We start from the raw sequence: 19,877 nt of genomic DNA, 5'->3' as shown, positions 1-19,877 counted from the left end.
GCGGCAGTTGTATTTTTTATGTTTATTGCCTTATAATTGTGAGAGGCTTTTTAATATATAGAACTTATTTTTATATAGATACTTATTATTAGGAGTGAACGTGAATGGCTTTAACAGCTGGTATTGTCGGTTTGCCGAACGTTGGTAAGTCGACATTATTTAATGCAATAACACAAGCAGGAGCGGAATCAGCGAATTATCCTTTCTGTACGATTGACCCGAACGTAGGAATTGTTGAAGTTCCTGACCATCGTCTGCAAAAACTAACGGAACTTGTGCAGCCAAAAAAGACGGTTCCAACGGCATTTGAATTTACCGATATTGCCGGGATTGTTAAAGGTGCTAGTAAAGGTGAAGGACTCGGAAATAAGTTCCTTTCACATATTCGCCAAGTAGATGCAATTTGTCAGGTAGTCCGCTGCTTTGCAGATGAAAACATCACCCACGTATCTGGTAAGGTAGATCCAATTGATGATATTGAAACGATTAACCTTGAGTTAATTCTTGCCGATATGGAATCAGTAGAAAAAAGAATAAGCCGTGTGGAAAAGTTGGCTAAGCAAAAAGATAAGGAAGCTGCAGCTGAATTTGAAGTCCTTGCGATGCTGCGCGACGCCTTTGAAGCTGAGAAGCCTGCACGTACAATTGACTTTACCGATGAACAATTAAAACTAGTTAAAGGTCTTCACTTGTTAACGATTAAGCCAGTTTTATATGTTGCCAATGTGAGCGAAGATGACATTGCTGACCCAACGGATAATGAATACGTACAAAAGGTACGTGAATTTGCTGCAAAAGATAATGCGGAAGTTATTGTCATTTGTGCCAAAATTGAAGAAGAAATCGCTGAACTTGAAGGTGAAGAGAAAGCGATGTTCCTTTCCGAGTTAGGTATTGAAGAATCCGGTTTAGATCAATTAATTCGTGCTGCATACAGCCTGCTGGGTTTAGCTACTTACTTCACGGCAGGTGTACAGGAAGTACGTGCCTGGACTTTCCGTAAAGGAATGAAAGCTCCACAATGTGCCGGCGTAATTCACTCTGATTTTGAACGTGGATTTATTCGTGCGGAAACTGTTTCTTTTGATGACCTGTTAGCTGCTGGCAGCCATAATGCAGCAAAGGAAGCGGGTAAGGTCCGCTTAGAAGGTAAGGACTATGAAGTGAAAGACGGAGATGTTATCCATTTCCGCTTTAACGTATAATTATTTCTTGCTCTGTCTTTTGTGACAGAGCTTTTCATTATTTTAAAAGGCTAACGGTGAATAAAATGGCAGAAACATGAACGTCATTGCATTTTCATTTTTAATGTGCTATAATTTCAACTTGTGAGTAATTAATTAATTGCTCCTTGCCCATAACTGGGCCGTTTAGACCAAAAGGAGGTGACTGTGATGAATAAGTACGAAATCATGTACATCATCCGCCCAAATATTGAAGATGAAGCAAAGAAGGCTCTTGTTGAGCGTTTTAACACAATTCTTCTTGAAAACGGTGCGGAAACTGCTGAAACAAAAGATTGGGGTAAGCGCCGTCTAGCATACGAAATCAACGATTTCCGTGACGGATACTACGAAATCGCTAAAACTACATCTTCTGCTGCTGCAGTACAAGAATTTTCTCGTCTTGCAAAGATCAGCGAAGATATCATTCGCCATATCGTAATTAAAGAAGAAGCTTAAGAATTATATAGATTTCTTGGTTAGTTGTTCCACGTGGAACATATTTCCAAAAGAAAAGGAGTTGATTCTGATGATGAATCGTGTCGTGCTTGTAGGCCGTTTAACAAAAGATCCAGATTTGCGTTATACACCAAATGGGGTTCCTGTTGCTACTTTTACTTTAGCAGTTAACCGTCCATTTTCTAGTCAATCAGGTGAGCGGGAAGCAGACTTTATTAATTGTGTTGTTTGGCGTAAACCGGCTGAAAATGTGGCGAACTTCTTGAAAAAAGGCAGCCTTGCAGGTGTTGATGGCCGTATTCAAACGCGCAACTATGAGGGACAAGATGGTAAACGTGTTTACGTTACAGAGGTTCAAGCGGAAAGTGTTCAATTTCTAGAACCAAAGTCCTCTTCTGGTGGTGGCGGAAGAAGCAACAACAATAACGATTATTATGGTGCTCCTCCAATGGAACCGCAAGGGAATTCATATGGCAGCGGCAATCAGAATCAACGTCCAAATCAAAACCAAAACAAAGGGTTCACTCGTATGGATGAAGATCCATTTGCCGGAACTGGACAGATTGACATCTCTGATGATGATCTGCCATTCTAAATCAACCCTTATGAACGTTACCATTAAAAATTAAAGGAGGGAATTTTCATGGCAGGAGGACGTAAAGGCGGTCGCGCAAAGCGTCGTAAAGTTTGCTATTTCACAGCAAATGGTATCACTCGCATCGATTATAAAGATGTAGATTTACTAAAAAAATTCATCTCTGAGCGTGGAAAAATTTTACCACGTCGTGTAACTGGTACTAGCGCTAAATATCAACGTAAACTAACAGTTGCAATCAAACGTGCACGTCAAATGGCATTACTACCATTCGTGGCTGGAGAATAATAAATTGTGTCTAAAAAGACAGTAGGGATTACCCTTACTGTCTTTTTCTTTTCTCAATAGTTGTATCAAAACAAGTAAGTGGCTAAAATAAAGAGATAGATTTAATTGTAAGAGGTGTTGAAGTGAAAAATGTCCGTAACTTAACGGAAGGCGCTATTCTTTTGGCTGCCTTAACTGTCTTTTTATTAATAACCATTTATATCCCGCCATTAAGCATCATTAGTGTCTTTATTCTGCCGCTGCCTTTTATCATGTTTTCGGCCAAAAATAATCTGAAATATATCGCTGTTTTCTTTATCGCTGCTTTTCTTATTTCGTTTATTTCAAGTTCATTACAAGGGCTGGGCTTGATGGCGCTTTTTGGGACAGCTGGTGTGGTCATGGGCTATATGACTCAAAAAACAAAAAGCCGTTCCGCAATTTTAATTGGGAGTACACTTACCTTTATTGTAGGTTTAATCATTTTTTATGTAATACTCGTTACTTTTATGAACATCAATTTTATCCAAGAAATGAATACAATGTTAAACCAATCAATGAAACAATCAGAGGCAATGTTAAAAGCATTGGGGAATGAAGAGCAAATAAAGCTGATGAAGGCGCAAAATGCCAACTTAATTAAAAACATTCAACAATTAGCACCAGGTTACTTAATAACTGTATCCATCGTCTATGCTTTTATTACCCAATGGATTTGTTTTCCGATTGCCAAAAGGTTTGGAATTACGGTACCTTCTTGGGGGAAATTTAGAAATCTTAGACTGCCGAAAAGCCTTTTATGGTATTATTTAGCGGCATTAGGCGGATATTTGTTGTTTCACCCCCAAGAAGGTACCTATTTATACTTAGCATTAATAAACGCAAGATTTGTTTTGGAACTATTTTTACTAGTACAAGGGTTAGCATGTTTATTTTATATTTTCCATCAGCGTTCCATTGGCAAAGGACTTGCAGTGTTCATTGTAATTCTATCTTTCATCCTGCCGATTGTTCATTATATAATAATGATATTAGGCATTACCGATTTAGGTTTTGATTTTAGAAATCGATTCGTAAAAAAAGAGTAAAAACGTCAAGGAGCTGAAGACTTTGCCTGCATTTTTTGAAAAGCGGTCAATTCGTTACCCTTTTTATGGGCTAATTGGCGTTACGGTGATCCTGCTTATCATCCTGTGGTTATATAATTGGATTTTAAGCACAGCTGGGTTCTTATTAATGTTAGTTCCCCTCTACTATATGTTAATCATTGACCGCAGAGAGCGAAAAGAGATGGAAGAATACATTTCCACCCTTTCCTACCGAGTGAAGAAGGTTGGCGAAGAAGCTTTGATGGAAATGCCAATCGGGATTATGCTGATCAACGAGGAGTATTATATTGAGTGGACGAATCCATATCTTTCCTCCTGTTTTGATGAAGCTACATTGGTAGGCAGATCCCTTTATGATGTGGCGGATGCGTTGATTCCTTTGATTAAACAAGAGGTGGAAACAGAAGTTATTACCCTCCATGAACGAAAATTCCGCGTTGTCCATAAACGTGAAGAACGGCTGTTATATTTCTTTGATGTCACCGAGCAAACTGAAATTGAGAAAAAATATCAAGATGATCGAACGGCTATTGCAACCATTTTTCTTGATAATTATGATGATCTTACCCAAGGTATGGATGATCAAATGCGCGGCAGCATTAATAATTTAGTTACTTCGATTTTAAATAAGTGGGCCCAGGATAATGGTATTTATTTAAAAAGAGTTTCATCTGAGCGTTTTATTGCCGTATTTAGCGAAAGAATACTACGTATTCTTGAAAAAGGTAAATTCACGATTCTCGATGAAGTGAGAGAAATGACCTCTAAACAAAATGTCAGCTTTACCTTAAGTATCGGTGTGGGAACAGGCGTATCCTCCCTTCCGGAATTGGGTGCTATGGCCCAATCAAGTCTTGACCTAGCTTTAGGAAGAGGCGGAGATCAGGTGGCAATTAAACTGCCAAGCGGCAAAGTGAAGTTTTATGGCGGCAAAACGAACCCTGTTGAGAAACGGACAAGAGTACGAGCACGAGTTATCTCTCATGCCATCAGAGATTTGATTATCGCAAGTGATAAAGTCATTATTATGGGTCATAAGAATCCGGATATGGATTCGATTGGTTCGGGCATTGGGATTTACAAGGTGGCCCAGATGAATCAGAAGGAAGCCTATATTGTAGTTAATAAGCAGGAAATGGACAGCGGAGTAAAACGGTTAATGGAAGAGATACGCCATCAAGAAGAATTATATTCTTATTTCATTGAACCTGAACTCGCATTAGAAATTGCCACAGAAAAGACATTGCTTGTTATTGTTGATACCCATAAGCCTTCCATGGTGATTGAGGAACGGTTATTAAATAAAATTGATCATGTAGTGGTAATTGACCATCATCGCCGTGGTGAAGATTTTATTGCAAATCCTTTGCTTGTCTATATGGAGCCATATGCCTCTTCAACTGCAGAACTTGTGACAGAATTTTTGGAATATCAGCCAAAACGGAGTAAAATTGAAATGATTGAGGCAACCGCACTTTTAGCCGGAATCATTGTCGATACAAAAAGTTTTACATTAAGAACCGGTTCACGGACATTTGATGCAGCATCCTATCTTCGAGCGCATGGGGCCGATACGATTCTAGTTCAAAAGTTTTTGAAAGAGGATATTGATACCTATGTAAAAAGATCTAAGTTAATTGAATCAGTTTCTTTCTATCATGATGGGATTGCGATTGCTAAAGGCTCAGAACAAGACCAGTATGACCAAGTAATCATTGCCCAGGCAGCAGACACCTTATTAGCTATGGATGGGGTAAGCGGGTCCTTTGTGATTGCGAAACGGGATGAGGGCGTGATCGCCATCAGTGCGAGATCGCTTGGAAATATCAATGTTCAGGTGATTATGGAAAGCCTGAAGGGCGGCGGCCATTTAACAAATGCAGCTACCCAGCTGACCGGACTGACGATTGATGAAACAGAGGTCCGTTTAAAACTGGCCATTGATGAATATTTTGAAGGAGTGAAAAAAGAATGAAGGTTATCTTTTTAAAGGATGTTAAAGGAAAAGGAAAAAAGGGAGAAGTTAAAAACGTGGCAGATGGTTATGCCCATAACTTTTTAATCAAGCAAGGTTTAGCAATTGAGGCTAACAATGCCAATATCAGTTCGCTTGATGCTCAAAAGAAAAAAGAAGAAAAGGCTGCGGCCCAGGAGCTTGCGGAGGCTAAAAAGCTGAAGGAAGTTTTAGATAAGATTACAGTTGAACTAAAAGCCAAGGCCGGTGAAGGCGGCAGACTCTTTGGTTCTATTACGACAAAGCAAGTTGCTGAAGAATTACAAAAGAAACATGGCATTAAAATTGATAAACGCAAAATGGAATTAGATGATGCGATTCGGACCTTAGGGCATACAAAGGTACCAGTAAAGCTCCATCATGAAGTAACAGCAACGTTAACGGTTTCAGTAACAGAAGTAAAATAAGGTGAAAAATTGCCAGTACGAAAGTAACGATAAACATGATAGAATAATATGTAGCAAATCTTCTTGTGATCGGTTATAACTGGTCACTTTTTTCTTTTCGAGATATGATATTTTTACTATAGGTTTAAATTATCCTTCTAGACTAGGAGGTTTTGATAGATGAATGATGTATTAGCAGATCGTATGCCGCCGCAAAATATTGAGGCGGAGCAGGCCGTTTTAGGGGCTATCTTCTTAGAGCCTTCTGCACTTACTGTTGCATCAGAAATATTAATCCCTGAGGACTTTTATCGTGCCTCTCACCAAAAGATTTTTAATGTTATGCTGGATTTAAATGATCAAGGTAAAGCCGTTGACCTTGTGACCGTAACGGAGGAATTAGCTGCTGCAAAATTGATTGAAGATATTGGCGGTGTTAGTTACTTAAGTGAATTGTCCGGGTCTGTTCCGACGGCAGCAAACATAGAGTATTATGCTAGAATTGTAGAAGAGAAGTCTCTTTTAAGGAGATTAATCCGGACAGCAACCAATATTGCTTCTGATGGATATTCTCGTGAAGACGAAGTTGAAGCTCTTTTAAGTGAAGCAGAAAAAAGTATTATGGAAGTGGCACAGCGAAAGAATGCCGGAGCTTTCCATAATATCAAAGATGTTCTTGTTCGTACGTATGACAATATTGAAGAAATGCATAACCGGGTTGGCGAGATTACTGGAATTTCAACCGGATTTGCTGAACTTGATCGAATGACAGCAGGATTCCAGCGCAATGATTTAATCATTGTAGGTGCCCGTCCTTCTGTAGGTAAAACAGCCTTTGCCTTGAATATTGCTGCAAATGTGGCAACAAAGACAGGTGAAAATGTAGCCATCTTCAGTCTTGAGATGGGAGCTGAACAGCTCGTTATGCGTATGCTTTGTTCAGAAGGCAATATCGATGCGCAGCGACTTCGGACAGGTTCGCTTACAGACGATGACTGGGGCAAGTTAACAATGGCTATGGGCAGCCTTTCAAACTCTGGGATATTTATCGATGATACTCCAGGGGTTAGAATTAGTGATATTCGTTCAAAGTGCCGCCGTCTCCAGCAAGAGCATGGACTCGGCATGATTTTAATTGATTACTTGCAGCTAATTTTAGGAAGCGGCAGATCGGGTGAAAACCGCCAGCAGGAAGTTTCCGAGATTTCCCGCTCACTTAAGCAATTAGCCCGTGAACTTAAAGTCCCTGTTATTGCTCTTTCCCAGCTTTCCCGTGGCGTTGAGCAACGTCAGGATAAGCGTCCGATGATGTCGGATATCCGTGAATCCGGTAGTATTGAGCAGGACGCTGATATTGTTGCTTTTCTTTATCGTGATGACTACTATGATAAGGAATCAGAGAATAAAAATATTATTGAGATCATTATTGCTAAACAGCGTAACGGCCCGACTGGAACGGTAGCGTTAGCCTTTGTAAAGGAATATAATAAGTTCGTAAACCTTGAGACACGTTATGAGCCTCCAGGTGCGTAGGTTAAAGGCTAGCCATTTTGGCTAGCCTTTTTAGTCGGTTTTTTTTTGGAAAGATTACTAGATTACTATACTAATATTTTACGAACATAATATTATAATTTTATTTAAATGTTCGTGTTTTGTTTGCTTTTAGCCCTAAAAATTGATAAACTTGTGTATGGAAAATAGGAAAGCCCATTTAATTTGGAGGTGCCTTACATGTCATCAGTAGTAGTTGTTGGAACGCAATGGGGAGACGAGGGAAAAGGGAAAATAACCGATTTCCTTTCTGAAAATGCAGAAGTAATCGCACGTTATCAAGGCGGCAACAATGCTGGCCATACGATCAAATTTAACGGAGAAACTTACAAGTTACATTTAATACCGTCTGGGATATTTAATAAAGAAAAAATTAGTGTGATTGGTAATGGAATGGTTGTTGACCCGAAAGCACTTGTAGCAGAGCTTGCTTATTTACATGAAAAGGGTGTGACTACGGATAATCTACGGATTAGTAATCGTGCCCATGTCATCCTCCCTTATCATTTAAAATTAGATGAAGTGGAAGAATTGCGTAAGGGTGCAAATAAAATCGGTACAACTAAAAAGGGAATTGGCCCAGCCTATATGGATAAAGCTGCCCGTGTTGGTATTCGGATAGCTGATTTGCTGGATCGCGAAATTTTTGAAGAAAAGTTACAACAAAATCTTGAAGAGAAAAACCGTTTATTTGAACGGATTTATGAGACCGAGGGCTTTAAGAAGGAAGATATCTTAGACGAATATTATGAATATGGACAACAGATTCAGAAATATGTTTGTGATACTTCTGTTGTATTAAATGATGCTCTCGATGATGGGAAGCGTGTATTATTTGAAGGTGCCCAAGGGGTTATGCTTGATATTGACCAAGGTACCTACCCATTCGTTACCTCTTCAAATCCTGTAGCCGGTGGAGTAACAATTGGATCAGGTGTTGGTCCTTCTAAAATTACACATGTAGTTGGTGTTTGTAAAGCCTATACCTCCCGTGTAGGTGATGGTCCATTCCCAACGGAATTAGATAATGAAATTGGAAATACCATCCGTGAAGTAGGGCGTGAATATGGTACAACCACAGGCCGTCCTCGTCGTGTTGGCTGGTTTGACAGCGTCGTCGTGCGCCATGCTCGCCGTGTTAGTGGTTTAACGGATTTATCCCTAAACTCCATTGATGTGTTAACAGGGATTGAAACGTTGAAAATTTGTACAGCTTACCGCTATAAGGATGAAGTTATTACTGAATATCCTGCAAATTTAAGAATTCTATCTCAATGTGAGCCAATCTATGAGGAACTTCCTGGTTGGACTGAGGATATCACAGGAGTGAAATCTTTGGATGAACTTCCTGTTAATGCCCGTCATTATGTTGAGCGGGTTACACAGCTTACTGGAGTTCCATTAACCACCTTCTCTGTCGGTCCTGATCGTATGCAAACAAACGTGGTTCGCAGCCCGTGGAGACAAATTTAATTTAACAATGAAGCCCTCTTTATGAGGGCTTCAAACTTTTTTTAAAAACTTTTAAAAAAGTATTGCTATAACTATTACATCCATGATATATTAATAAGCGTCGTCACGATACGACAAAAAAGTTAAGAAGTTAGTACGAGCCATTAGCTCAGTTGGTAGAGCATCTGACTTTTAATCAGAGGGTCGAAGGTTCGAGTCCTTCATGGCTCACCATTCAAATCTAAATATGGCCCCTTGGTCAAGCGGTTAAGACACCTCCCTTTCACGGAGGTAACACGGGTTCGAGTCCCGTAGGGGTCATTGGCTTTTGATTGTCAGTGAGTAACTGGCAAGGACGGTTTCCTTGCTGATGATCAATTAAATATGGTCTGGTAGTTCAGTTGGTTAGAATGCCTGCCTGTCACGCAGGAGGTCGCGGGTTCGAGTCCCGTCCAGACCGCCATTGTTGGCTCAGTAGCTCAGTCGGTAGAGCAAAGGACTGAAAATCCTTGTGTCGGCGGTTCGATTCCGTCCTGAGCCATAAAAAAAAAGAAGCTTGCTCATGCAGCTTCTTTTTTTTATGCTTCCGCAAAGACTCCGTAATAAAACTCACTCCTTTTTCTATAAAATTTAAATCTACGACTCTTGCCCTACTAAAATCCTTACATGATAAGGGTATTTCTCCTAATCCTAGAAATAAACTCCACAATAATATTGGGATAATAGACCTGAAATATGTCGCTAAAATGTGAAAAATGTCAGGCATTATACATTTTTGTTACATTATTAAGACTATTAATCTTTCAAAAAAAAACTATGTTAAATTAATAAAGGTTAAAAATAAGGAAAATTCTTTACAAGACATACATAGCAGACTGAGAAGGGTTTTACCGTGGTTTAGGGGGAAAAAATGTTATTTTCAAATAGAGAATCTAAAACAAATAAGTTTTTATGGCTAAAAACAACGGTCATTACGGCCATGGCTGCTTCAGTTGTTGCCTTTAGTAATGGACCTATTGCTTTTGCCCTATCTGCCAATTCAACTAAAATTTACCATGTATATCTTAATGGTACCTATGTAGGTAATGTTACGGATAAAAGTGTAGTGAACACGTTAATTGCTGAAAAAGTGGAAAGTGCAAAGAAATCGTTTACAAGTGTTAACCTGAAGATTGAGCCGCAAGTTCAATACATACCTGAACAGGTCTTGCATTCAACAGCCAATAATCAGGAAACAGTCCAAAAGTTTAATGATATCTTCCGATTGGAGGCGGAATCTTCCGCCATTGTAATCGATGGGACACCAGTGGTTTATTTAGAAAATAAGGACTCCGCTGAGGAAGTTATCAAAAGGCTCAAACTGTCATATGTTTCTGAAGCGCAGTTAACCGAACTGGAAGCAAGAAAAAATCAAAAAGATGCAGCCCTTCCGCCTTTACAAGAAAATGAAACACGTCTTTTAGATGTACGCTTATCGAAAGAAGTGTCGATTGAGGAAAAAAATATTACACCAGAGAAAATGATGAGCGCTGATGATGCCGTTGCTTATTTACAAAAGGGTAGTTTAGAGGAAAAGAAGTATACGGTAGCAGAAGGCGATGTTCTTGAAACAATTGCTCATAGCCATGGATTAAAAGTGGGAGAATTAATCACATTAAACCCAGGTTTGGCATCGGAGAGTCTATTAAAGATTGGCCAGGAACTAAATATTACAGCGATTAAGCCGTTTGTTGAAGTAATTGTTGATAAGCAAGTCAATCAAAAGGAAGCTATTCCATTTGCTAATCAAGTCATTGAGGATTCCTCTATGCCAAAGGGGGAGACAAAAGAAAAACAAGCAGGACAAAATGGATCAAGGTTGGTTACCTATCAAATTTCAGAACAAAATGGTGTAACAGTTAAAAAAAATCAGTCCGATGAACGGATTCTAGTACAGCCTGTTAATCATGTTGTTTTAAAAGGAACGAAAGTCATCCCTTCTCGCGGAGAGGGCAGCTTTGCCTGGCCGACTGTCGGCGGTTATATTTCAAGTAAGCAGGGGATGCGCTGGGGTAAAATGCATAAAGGAATTGATATCGCAAGACCTACTAATAAGACTATTAAGGCAGCTGATAATGGTGTAATTGTTTTTGCAGGCTGGAGCAATGGCTATGGAAACAAAGTTATTATTGACCACCACAATGGCTTCCGCACTCTTTACGGTCACATGTCTTCCCTAAGCGTCAAAGCGGGGCAAACGGTGTCAAAGGGTACAGCGATTGGAATTATGGGGGCAACTGGTGATGCAACCGGAGTCCATCTTCATTTTGAGGTTTATAAAAACGGCAGTTTAGTCAACCCATTATCGTATATACATTAATGGTAGGAGTCTCTAGTTCATTGCTAGAGACTCTTCTATTTTGCTTTAAAAAGAGTCAAAGAAGGTTATACCAATCCTGCCAAATGCTGATTATAGATGAATTTCTACTTATAAAATGGTAAAGTAAAGTAGTATAGGTATGACTTCTAAAGGCTTTTAATTGAATAGATTAGATTGGATTAGATTAGATCAGTTGAACGAAAAGGAGTAATGGTATGGAAAAGAAGATTCTTGTTGTGGATGATGAAAAACCAATTGCAGATATTTTACAATTTAACTTAAAAAAAGAAGGTTATGTCGTTTATTGTGCTTATGATGGCAATGAGGCATTACAATTAGTGGATGAAATTCAACCGGATTTAATCCTCTTAGATATTATGCTTCCACTACGTGACGGGATGGAAGTATGCCGTGAGGTCCGTAAGAAATATGAAATGCCCATTATTATGCTGACCGCTAAGGACTCAGAAATTGATAAAGTATTGGGACTTGAATTAGGGGCAGATGATTATGTAACAAAGCCGTTTAGTACAAGGGAATTAATTGCCCGTGTCAAAGCGAACTTACGCCGTCATAACCAAATTATTGCGCAGTCGGATGCTGAAAATGAAACGAATGAAATTGAGATTGGTTCACTCGTGATTCATCCAGATGCCTATGTGGTTTCAAAACGAGGCGAAACCATTGAACTAACTCATCGTGAATTTGAACTGCTTTATTACTTAGCACAGCATATTGGCCAAGTCATGACGAGGGAACATTTACTGCAAACCGTATGGGGATACGACTATTATGGAGACGTACGAACTGTCGATGTAACGGTACGGCGATTGCGTGAAAAAATTGAGGATAGCCCAAGTCATCCAACATGGATTGTGACTCGCCGCGGGGTTGGCTACTATTTACGCAATCCTGAACAGGAGTAATTAATGAAAAAGGTTGGTTTCTTTCGCTCGATACATGTAAAGTTTGTTCTCATCTATGTCCTTCTTATCCTCGTAGCGATGCAAATTATTGGTGTTTACTTTGTCAAACAACTTGAACAAACATTGCGGACAAACTTTCAAACTTCGATTCAACAGCGGGTTGATTTACTTGCTTATAATGTGGTCGAGGCAATGGAAAAGGATAGAAAGGCAGAAGATCCGACACTTGAGGAAGATTTGAAAAAGGTTCTTAAGGACTTTGATGAAGGGGATAGTGATATTACAGAGGTCCAAGTGATTGAAAATCGTTCCTTAAAAATTCTTGGTACTTCCCAATCCAGTAACCAGGGACTTGTTGGTCAAAGGACCACAGTACTTCAGGTAAAACAATCCATGGTTTTGGAAGAAAATCAAAGCTCCATCAAGATTGAACAGAAAACCGGACATCGAATCTGGGTCCTCTCAACGCCTATTAAATCTGGCAAAAAAGTAATTGGGGCCATCTACCTTGTCGCAAAAATTGAAAATGTGTTTGAGCAAATGAAAACCATTAATAATATTTTTGCTACAGGTACAGCGATTGCCTTATCGATCACGGCTGTATTGGGAATTTTATTAGCCCAAACGATTACCCGGCCAATAGCTGATATGAAGAAACAAGCGCTTGCTATGGCCAAAGGAAATTTCTCTCGGAAGGTAAAGGTGTATGGTCAAGATGAAATAGGTACGCTCGCTGTTACCTTTAACCACTTGACGAAAAAATTGCAGGAAGCCCAGGCAATGACGGAAGGGGAACGTAGAAAGCTGTCCTCCGTCCTATCATATATGACAGATGGGGTTATTGCGACAGACCGAAAAGGCCGAGTCATTTTAATTAATGATCCTGCAGCAGAAATGCTGAATGTTTCACGTGAAACAGTCTTATCTCAGCCGATTGTAGAGTTATTGGACTTGGATGATACGAACACATTTGAAGACCTCCTAGAGGAAAATGAGTCATTAATTTTAGACTATAGTACAAAAGCAGAGCGCTATATACTAAGAGCTAATTTCTCCATTATTCAAAAGGAGACAGGTTTTGTTAATGGTTTGATTGCCGTTTTACATGATATCACGGATCAAGAAAAGATTGACGCTGAAAGAAGAGAATTTGTGGCCAATGTTTCACATGAATTAAGAACACCTCTCACAACAATGCGCAGTTATTTAGAGGCGCTTGCAGATGGTGCATGGCAAGATCCAGAAATTGCCCCTAATTTCTTAGAAGTAACGCGGACTGAGACGGAAAGAATGATCCGTCTTGTCAATGACCTTCTACAATTATCAAAAATGGATAGCACTGATTACAAGTTAACAAAGGAATGGGTAAACTTTGTCGACTTCTACAACAATATTATTGATCGGTTTGAAATGTCAAAGGAACAGAATGTAACCTTTAAACGTAAGCTTCCGAAGCAGGCGATCTTTGTGGAAGTAGATGAAGATGAAGATAAAATGACCCAGGTCTTATACAATATTATTTCTAACGCCTTAAAGTATTCACCTGAAGGCGGACAGGTTACTTTTTCGATAAAAGAAAAAGAGGATAAAATTATTGTCAGCGTATCGGACCAAGGAGTAGGAATTCCAAAAGAGAATATTGGAAAAATCTTTGATCAGTTTTACCGAGTGGATAAAGCCAGAACTCGTAAATTGGGCGGAACAGGTTTAGGGCTGGCAATTGCTCAGGAAATGGTCAAGGCTCATGGCGGATCGATTTGGGCAACAAGTGAGGAAGGTAAAGGGACAAAGATATCCTTTTCCCTGCCATATGAACGTTCTGAAGAGGATGAATGGTCATGAGATATGAGAATATAAAATCAGGAATTTTAACAGTCTTAGTCTTGGTAAGTCTGCTGCTCACTTGGAATCTTTGGACATACCAGCCCAACTATGACAAGATGGAAAAAAGTAAAACAGTGGCAGAAGTAACAGTAGATAAAAAACAAGATGTGACAAAAATAGTAAGGCCCGATCAGGTATTATTTCATGTGAAAGGGCAGCACTATGGAACTAGCAATCCTGATGAATTGGAAAAGTTAATGAAAGAAATAAGCAGCTGGACCATTTCTGACGTGAAAAACTATACCGAAAAGGCCGGAAATATGGACAGTTTTATCCATGGCAGCGGTAATGCTGAACTCGTCTTCCCTGGGGATGTTCCGATTGAGTTATATCTTAGTGTTTTAAATATTGAAGGTAAGAAAATTCCTCCCTTCAATTTTAATCGTATTATTATAAATGTGAATGATTTGGATAAGGGGAATGGCAGTGTTTATTTTGCCTCTACTGAAACGGGTCAGATTTATGTAAGTCATATTTCCTCTGCTAATATAAATGAGTTTAATCGAGATTACTATAAAAATGCGGCTCGTTATCCAAAGTTTTTTGCCTATAAGCCAACTGATAAACACAGCATTTATCTGCCAGAGGCTAAAATAAAAATGACTACCTATAAGTATTTGCCTGTAACGCTTAATTCGGATGAATTTAAAGATGCCCTTTTTGACGATCCCAGTTTCGTTCAAAGAAGCTCTATTCCCCATGGTGAGGAATTTACCAATGATTCAAGTAAAATGACCGTTAATTATGATAGTAACATTTTGCAATACATTAATCCGACACCAGAAGACAGTTTTGTAGATAGCTCCTACGATTTGGTCAAAAGAAGTATTGACTTTGTCAATGAACATGGAGGCTGGACAGATTCGTTTCGTTATGTTTCTAAAAGTGAATCCAAACGCTCAGTTACGTTTCGTTTGTATAGTTCGGATGGCTATCCTATCTTTAATGATAATGGATTATCCGAGATGACCGAGGAGTGGGGACGTGACGAAATTAATAAATATGTCCGCCCGAATATTACTTTAGATCTTCCCTTAATAACAGAAATGCAAACTGTTACTCCTCCATCAGGACATGAAATCTTAGCCGTTTTACAAAGTAATAAGAACTTTAAGCCGGAACTTCTTGAAGAATTAGTTCTTGGCTATCAAATGGTTAGAAGTTCGGATGAAAATAAACTGATTCTCTTAGAACCTACTTGGTTTTATCGGTATAACAAATCTTGGGGCCAAATGACGCTGAGTGGCCTGGGAGGAGGTTCATAGATGGATTGGAGCAAAATTAAAACGATTTTTATCATTACCTTTTTAATATTAGACGTGTATCTTTTATTTCAATTTATGAAAATGCGTGATGCTAATAATTATGAAGTGATAACCCCAACTTCCTTTGAAGATAAGTTGAAGGCAGATGAGATTAAGTATGTGGAGCTTCCGAAGGCCCCGATTAAAGATCAATATCTAAGTGCCAAGCCTAAGACGTTTACAAAAGGGGATATGGAAAAATTAAAAGGACAGAAGGTCTTATCAACGGAACCGACTTCTACTCTCTCTGTCATGCTTGATAAGCCAATTCAGCTAAGTTCTAAATTTGAACCCGCAGATCTTGCCTCTTTTATAAAAGCAGGACTCCTATACGGTGAGCATTACCAATTTTGGGAGAAGGATGATAAGAAACATACGATCACCTATTTTCAACAATACGATAATTACCCATTTTATGAAAATATTAATGGGATGATTACATTTAATGTAAATGAAGAAAACCAGATTACTTCTTATCAGCAAACCTATTTAGAGGAAATTGACAAGCTGACGGCTAAAGAAGAAATTCTTCCACCGTTAAAGGCGATTGAGACTTTGCATCAAAAGGGTGCCTTAAAACCAAAAAGTAAAATAACAAAGATTGAACTTGGCTATTCAACGCTCATCCAGCTGGCTGCATCGCAAGTATTAGCCCCAACATGGCACTTTGTGGTCAATGATAAGGAGAGCTTGTTTGTCAATGCGTTTGAAGGGCAAATTATTGAGTTTAATAGTGAGGAAAATAGTAAAGTGGAGTGAAAAAGTATGTCGTTACGATATAGTATCCTAGCAAGCGGCAGTACGGGAAACGCCTTGTTTGTTGAGTCTGATGAACATTCCTTTTTAGTTGATGCCGGCTTCAGCGGAAAACAAATGGAGTCCCTTTTTGGACAGATTGATCGTGATATCAGCAAGCTTTCCGGCATCTTTGTCACACATGAGCATAGTGACCATATCAAAGGAATCGGTGTCCTCGCCCGCAAATACCATTTGCCTGTATATGCAAATGAAAAAACATGGCGGGCCATGGAAAGTTCAGTTGGCGTAATTCCTACAGAGCAAAAGTTTGTTTTTAATATGGAAACCGTAAAAAGTTTTGGTTCAACAGATATTGAGTCTTTTGGTGTATCCCATGATGCAGCAGAGCCAATGTTTTATGTGTTTCATCAATCAGGGAAAAAACTAGTGCTGATCACCGATACGGGCTATGTAAGTGATCGGATGAAAGGGACAATCTCTAATGCGGATGTGTACATCTTTGAATCGAATCATGATGTCCAAATGCTGAGGATGGGCCGATATCCCTGGAATATTAAACGCCGGATTTTAAGTGATGTGGGGCATGTTTCTAATGAAGATGCGGCCCTCGCCATGAGTGATGTGGTAGGTGATCGGACGAAACGGGTCTATCTCGCCCATTTGAGCCTTGATAATAATATGAAGGATCTGGCGAAAATGGCGGTCGCACAAACATTAGAAAGCCGCGGTCTGATGGTTGGTGAACAATTTGAACTTTATGATACAGATCCAAAAACCCCAACGATTTTAACAGCGGTATAATGATTGAATGGAGGCCATAAAGGCCTCTATTTTTTTTATAAGTTTAAAGTTCGCAAAAACAACAAATGCGGAAATAGGTTAGTAATTTTAGGAAGAATGATTATAATTATAAGTGGTATATACAAAATAATAACTAGCACTTTTCGAAGAAGGGAATGGTGTAAATGGGCTATTATGACGATCATACACAAGGACGCTACCGGGAGCAGAGAAGTAAAAGAGGCGGTGTATTACTAGCAAGTCTGGTTGGAGCAATCATTGGGGCAATCCTAGTAATTCTTGCCATCCCAACTTTATCAAAGCAAGGAATATTGCCCTATAAACTAACAGCGGACCAAAATCAGGCAGCAGAAACGAGTAATCATGATAATCAGCAGAATGTAGTTGAAAAGGTTTCCTATGATGTGAATACCAACACGACAAAGGCTGTTGCAAAAACAGGTTCAGCAGTCGTCGGTATTAATAATATCCAATCTTCTAGCTTTTGGTCTGATAACGGCGATTCATCAGAACAGGCTGCGGGGACGGGATCGGGAGTTATCTATAAAAAAGCAGGAAGTAAAGCTTATGTTGTCACAAACCACCATGTTGTTGAGGGAGCTTCCAGCTTAGAAGTAAGCCTGGATGACGGAACCAAAATTACTGCTAAGCTGCTTGGCAGTGATATTTGGACAGATCTAGCTGTGCTTGAAATTGGTGCAAGTAAGATTAAAAAAGTAGCAGAATTCGGAAATTCTGACAGTCTGAAGTTAGGAGAACCGGTCATTGCAATCGGAAACCCACTTGGGGCGACATTCTCTGGTTCTGTAACGCAAGGAATTATTTCTGGTCTAAAACGAACCATTCCTGTCGATATCAACCAAGACGGTGTCGTCGATTGGCAGTCCGAGGTATTACAAACAGATGCTGCGATTAACCCCGGTAACAGTGGCGGTGCGCTAATTAATATGGAAGGTCAAGTGATCGGGATTAATTCGATGAAAATTTCTCAAGAGGCTGTTGAAGGAATTGGTCTCTCCATTCCTATCAATTCCGCTAAACCTATAATTGATGACCTTGAACAGTTTGGAGTTGTTAAACGTCCATATATGGGTGTCGACCTAAAGTCCATTAGTGAAATTCCTGCGTACTATCAAGAGCAAACATTAAAATTACCGCGTGATGTCAATTACGGTGTCGCTCTTCGCCAGGTAATGCCCAATTCACCTGCTTCCGATGCTGGCTTACAAGAGCTGGATGTGATTGTGGAAATGGATGGCGAAAAAATTAATGATGTGATCGACCTGCGTAAACACTTATATCAGAAAAAGAAAATTGGCGAGAAGTTAAAGGTGAAGTTTTACCGTGCAGGAAAGTTAAAGAATACTACTTTAACGTTGTCAGGCGAAAAACTGGAGTAAACACCATTTTGGGAAAGTGAGTCATTCACTTTCCCGTTTTTGTTTCTATGGTATGATAAATAGGGTTAAAAGTATGATAGCCATGAGAAGGGTAAAAATAATGATAATGATAATGATATATGTGAAAGCGAGGAGAAAAGATGATTTATAGCTGCGAGGAACATGTGGACATTGCCTTAGATGATATTGTGGATAAATATCAAACATATCCAGTTTTATCACAATTACCTGTGGATAATTCAGACGCAGGTTGTGAATACTGCCAAAAACAAGCTGTATATATGGTGGCGAACAAATGATTCCATACAAGATGTGGATAAAAAATGTGAATATGTGGATAACTTCTGTGGATATCTTGTTTGTAAGCTGTTTGTAATTTAGTTGAAAAGGGTTGTGGATTGTGAATATCTCGATCATAACGGTTGGTAAGTTGAAAGAGAAATATTTACGGCAGGGAATCGAGGAATATTTAAAAAGATTAACTGCCTATGCAAAAGTTGAAATGGTGGAGGTTGCCGATGAAAAGGCTCCCGAGGAATTAAGTGAGCTCGAAATGCTGCAGGTGAAGCAAAAAGAAGGCGAACGGATTTTGGCTAAGATTAGCCAGGATACATATGTGATTGCATTAGCGATTCAAGGGAAATTGCAATCGTCTGAGGAACTGGCTAAAAACTTAGATCAATTAGCTACATATGGAAAAAGTAAGATAGCTTTTGTGATCGGAGGATCGCTTGGTTTGAGTGATGAGGTGATTAAACGGTCAAATGAGCAGCTGTCTTTTTCAAGGATGACTTTCCCCCATCAATTAATGAGGCTGATTCTAGTAGAACAGATTTATCGGTCGTTTAGAATTAATCGGAATGAACCGTATCATAAGTAAATGAGGTTTTTATTCAAATGCCTCTCCTTAAAGTTGGGGAGGCTAGAACATAATAAGTTCCTAAATAGGAAATGATAAGAATGGTATGGACGAAATATATAGCAATTGGGGAATCATGTTAAGCCCCGATCAGTTAAATAAACGGAAAAATTCCGCTTAATTAGTAATTATCATTAAAAATAGCTTAAATAGTCGGAGAGATTCCGGCTATCGACTCTAAAAATGTAAAAATAGAAGATTTTGCTTTGTATAACCGGAAACCCTCCCCTTATTTACCCCGAAACGAGCTCCATTTTGCATTTAACCGAAAAATTTCCGCTTATTTACTTTCGCTAGTTACTTAATTAAGGAAAAGAATTCTTATTGATGTCTTATACGTATAACTCTGATGGAAGTTCAGATACCATCACATAATTCTCCGGAATGTAAAGCAAGTTATATAGTATTTTCTTCCAAACAATATTTGTATTTTTTTGATTTGGCATTATAATTGAATAAATCTGAAAGA

At 39.1% G+C, this 19,877-nt stretch carries 18 protein-coding genes and 4 tRNA genes; all 22 read left to right on the top strand.

Going from position 1 to position 19,877, the window contains the following annotated elements:
- Positions 1-104: 104 nt before the first annotated feature.
- The 22 genes from ychF (at position 105) to rlmH (ending at position 19,369) form a co-directional block, all read left to right on the top strand.
- Positions 105-1,205 carry a redox-regulated ATPase YchF gene (ychF, locus tag V7077_RS16980; RefSeq protein ID WP_335504046.1) on the top strand — a complete coding sequence of 367 codons (1,101 nt, stop codon included), beginning with the start codon at positions 105-107 and terminating at the stop codon, positions 1,203-1,205.
- 189 nt (positions 1,206-1,394) lie between these two features.
- Positions 1,395-1,682 carry a 30S ribosomal protein S6 gene (rpsF, locus tag V7077_RS16975; RefSeq protein ID WP_098530221.1) on the top strand — a complete coding sequence of 96 codons (288 nt, stop codon included), beginning with the start codon at positions 1,395-1,397 and terminating at the stop codon, positions 1,680-1,682.
- A gap of 70 nt (positions 1,683-1,752) precedes the next feature.
- Positions 1,753-2,277: a single-stranded DNA-binding protein gene (ssb, locus tag V7077_RS16970; protein ID WP_335504044.1), complete on the top strand. Its 525-nt coding sequence runs from the start codon at positions 1,753-1,755 to the stop codon at positions 2,275-2,277.
- Positions 2,278-2,325: 48 nt separating this feature from the next.
- On the top strand, positions 2,326-2,565 hold the full coding sequence (gene rpsR, locus V7077_RS16965; RefSeq protein ID WP_007088219.1) for a 30S ribosomal protein S18: 240 nt from the start codon (positions 2,326-2,328) through the stop codon (positions 2,563-2,565).
- A 122-nt stretch (positions 2,566-2,687) separates the two neighbouring features.
- Complete coding sequence (locus V7077_RS16960; RefSeq protein WP_335504042.1) at positions 2,688-3,632, top strand: YybS family protein; 945 nt, start codon at positions 2,688-2,690, stop codon at positions 3,630-3,632.
- Between the two features lie 22 nt (positions 3,633-3,654).
- Positions 3,655-5,628, top strand: a complete 1,974-nt coding sequence (locus tag V7077_RS16955) for a DHH family phosphoesterase (RefSeq protein WP_335504040.1) — start codon at positions 3,655-3,657, stop codon at positions 5,626-5,628.
- The gene (gene rplI / locus V7077_RS16950) at positions 5,625-6,074 is read left to right on the top strand and encodes a 50S ribosomal protein L9 (RefSeq protein ID WP_335504038.1); all 450 of its coding nucleotides are present in this window, start codon (positions 5,625-5,627) and stop codon (positions 6,072-6,074) included. Before V7077_RS16955 ends, rplI begins: the two co-directional genes overlap by 4 nt.
- 159 nt (positions 6,075-6,233) lie before the next feature.
- Complete coding sequence (dnaB, locus tag V7077_RS16945) at positions 6,234-7,586, top strand: replicative DNA helicase (protein WP_335504036.1); 1,353 nt, start codon at positions 6,234-6,236, stop codon at positions 7,584-7,586.
- 198 nt (positions 7,587-7,784) lie between these two features.
- Entirely contained in the window at positions 7,785-9,077 is a 1,293-nt protein-coding gene (locus tag V7077_RS16940) for an adenylosuccinate synthase (RefSeq protein WP_335504034.1), read from the top strand.
- 137 nt (positions 9,078-9,214) lie between these two features.
- Positions 9,215-9,290, top strand: a tRNA-Lys gene (locus V7077_RS16935).
- A 15-nt stretch (positions 9,291-9,305) separates the two neighbouring features.
- A tRNA-Glu gene (locus V7077_RS16930) sits at positions 9,306-9,377 on the top strand.
- A gap of 65 nt (positions 9,378-9,442) precedes the next feature.
- Positions 9,443-9,519: transfer RNA gene (locus tag V7077_RS16925), tRNA-Asp, on the top strand.
- 5 nt (positions 9,520-9,524) lie between these two features.
- A tRNA-Phe gene (locus V7077_RS16920) sits at positions 9,525-9,597 on the top strand.
- Positions 9,598-9,966: 369 nt separating this feature from the next.
- Positions 9,967-11,415 (top strand): peptidoglycan DD-metalloendopeptidase family protein, encoded by a 1,449-nt coding sequence (locus tag V7077_RS16915; RefSeq protein ID WP_335504032.1) that lies wholly within the window; start codon positions 9,967-9,969, stop codon positions 11,413-11,415.
- A 215-nt stretch (positions 11,416-11,630) separates the two neighbouring features.
- The gene (gene yycF, locus V7077_RS16910; RefSeq protein ID WP_215047314.1) at positions 11,631-12,341 is read left to right on the top strand and encodes a response regulator YycF; all 711 of its coding nucleotides are present in this window, start codon (positions 11,631-11,633) and stop codon (positions 12,339-12,341) included.
- A gap of 3 nt (positions 12,342-12,344) precedes the next feature.
- Complete coding sequence (gene walK, locus V7077_RS16905) at positions 12,345-14,183, top strand: cell wall metabolism sensor histidine kinase WalK (protein ID WP_335504029.1); 1,839 nt, start codon at positions 12,345-12,347, stop codon at positions 14,181-14,183.
- A complete protein-coding gene (locus tag V7077_RS16900; RefSeq protein WP_335504027.1) occupies positions 14,180-15,490 on the top strand; it encodes a YycH family regulatory protein in 1,311 nt (436 codons plus the stop codon). The genes walK and V7077_RS16900 overlap by 4 nt, the downstream gene beginning before the upstream one ends.
- Positions 15,491-16,288 (top strand): two-component system regulatory protein YycI, encoded by a 798-nt coding sequence (locus tag V7077_RS16895; RefSeq protein WP_335504025.1) that lies wholly within the window; start codon positions 15,491-15,493, stop codon positions 16,286-16,288.
- 6 nt (positions 16,289-16,294) lie between these two features.
- Positions 16,295-17,089 (top strand): MBL fold metallo-hydrolase, encoded by a 795-nt coding sequence (locus tag V7077_RS16890; protein WP_215047318.1) that lies wholly within the window; start codon positions 16,295-16,297, stop codon positions 17,087-17,089.
- A gap of 164 nt (positions 17,090-17,253) precedes the next feature.
- Positions 17,254-18,489, top strand: a complete 1,236-nt coding sequence (locus V7077_RS16885; RefSeq protein ID WP_335504022.1) for a S1C family serine protease — start codon at positions 17,254-17,256, stop codon at positions 18,487-18,489.
- Positions 18,490-18,629: 140 nt separating this feature from the next.
- Entirely contained in the window at positions 18,630-18,788 is a 159-nt protein-coding gene (locus V7077_RS16880; RefSeq protein ID WP_335504020.1) for a CxxH/CxxC protein, read from the top strand.
- A gap of 101 nt (positions 18,789-18,889) precedes the next feature.
- Positions 18,890-19,369, top strand: coding sequence for a 23S rRNA (pseudouridine(1915)-N(3))-methyltransferase RlmH (gene rlmH, locus V7077_RS16875; RefSeq protein WP_335504018.1), 480 nt, complete (start codon positions 18,890-18,892; stop codon positions 19,367-19,369).
- The last annotated feature ends 508 nt before the right edge of the window (positions 19,370-19,877 follow it).

The sequence above is a fragment of the Neobacillus vireti genome (genome assembly GCF_036962465.1).
GTDB classification, from domain to species: domain Bacteria; phylum Bacillota; class Bacilli; order Bacillales; family Cytobacillaceae; genus Neobacillus; species Neobacillus vireti_B.
The sequence above is the reverse complement of the archived record's forward strand: the minus strand, read 5'-3'. Positions and strand labels throughout refer to the sequence as shown.

Coding starts and splice junctions, on each gene's coding strand:
- V7077_RS16880 (WP_335504020.1), top strand. CDS start 18,630: ATGATTTATAGCTGCGAGGAACATGTGGACATTGCCTTAGATGATATT.
- ychF (WP_335504046.1), top strand. CDS start 105: ATGGCTTTAACAGCTGGTATTGTCGGTTTGCCGAACGTTGGTAAGTCG.
- rpsR (WP_007088219.1), top strand. CDS start 2,326: ATGGCAGGAGGACGTAAAGGCGGTCGCGCAAAGCGTCGTAAAGTTTGC.
- ssb (WP_335504044.1), top strand. CDS start 1,753: ATGATGAATCGTGTCGTGCTTGTAGGCCGTTTAACAAAAGATCCAGAT.
- V7077_RS16900 (WP_335504027.1), top strand. CDS start 14,180: ATGAGATATGAGAATATAAAATCAGGAATTTTAACAGTCTTAGTCTTG.
- dnaB (WP_335504036.1), top strand. CDS start 6,234: ATGAATGATGTATTAGCAGATCGTATGCCGCCGCAAAATATTGAGGCG.
- walK (WP_335504029.1), top strand. CDS start 12,345: ATGAAAAAGGTTGGTTTCTTTCGCTCGATACATGTAAAGTTTGTTCTC.
- V7077_RS16885 (WP_335504022.1), top strand. CDS start 17,254: ATGGGCTATTATGACGATCATACACAAGGACGCTACCGGGAGCAGAGA.
- V7077_RS16890 (WP_215047318.1), top strand. CDS start 16,295: ATGTCGTTACGATATAGTATCCTAGCAAGCGGCAGTACGGGAAACGCC.
- yycF (WP_215047314.1), top strand. CDS start 11,631: ATGGAAAAGAAGATTCTTGTTGTGGATGATGAAAAACCAATTGCAGAT.
- V7077_RS16915 (WP_335504032.1), top strand. CDS start 9,967: ATGTTATTTTCAAATAGAGAATCTAAAACAAATAAGTTTTTATGGCTA.
- V7077_RS16895 (WP_335504025.1), top strand. CDS start 15,491: ATGGATTGGAGCAAAATTAAAACGATTTTTATCATTACCTTTTTAATA.
- rplI (WP_335504038.1), top strand. CDS start 5,625: ATGAAGGTTATCTTTTTAAAGGATGTTAAAGGAAAAGGAAAAAAGGGA.
- V7077_RS16940 (WP_335504034.1), top strand. CDS start 7,785: ATGTCATCAGTAGTAGTTGTTGGAACGCAATGGGGAGACGAGGGAAAA.
- rpsF (WP_098530221.1), top strand. CDS start 1,395: ATGAATAAGTACGAAATCATGTACATCATCCGCCCAAATATTGAAGAT.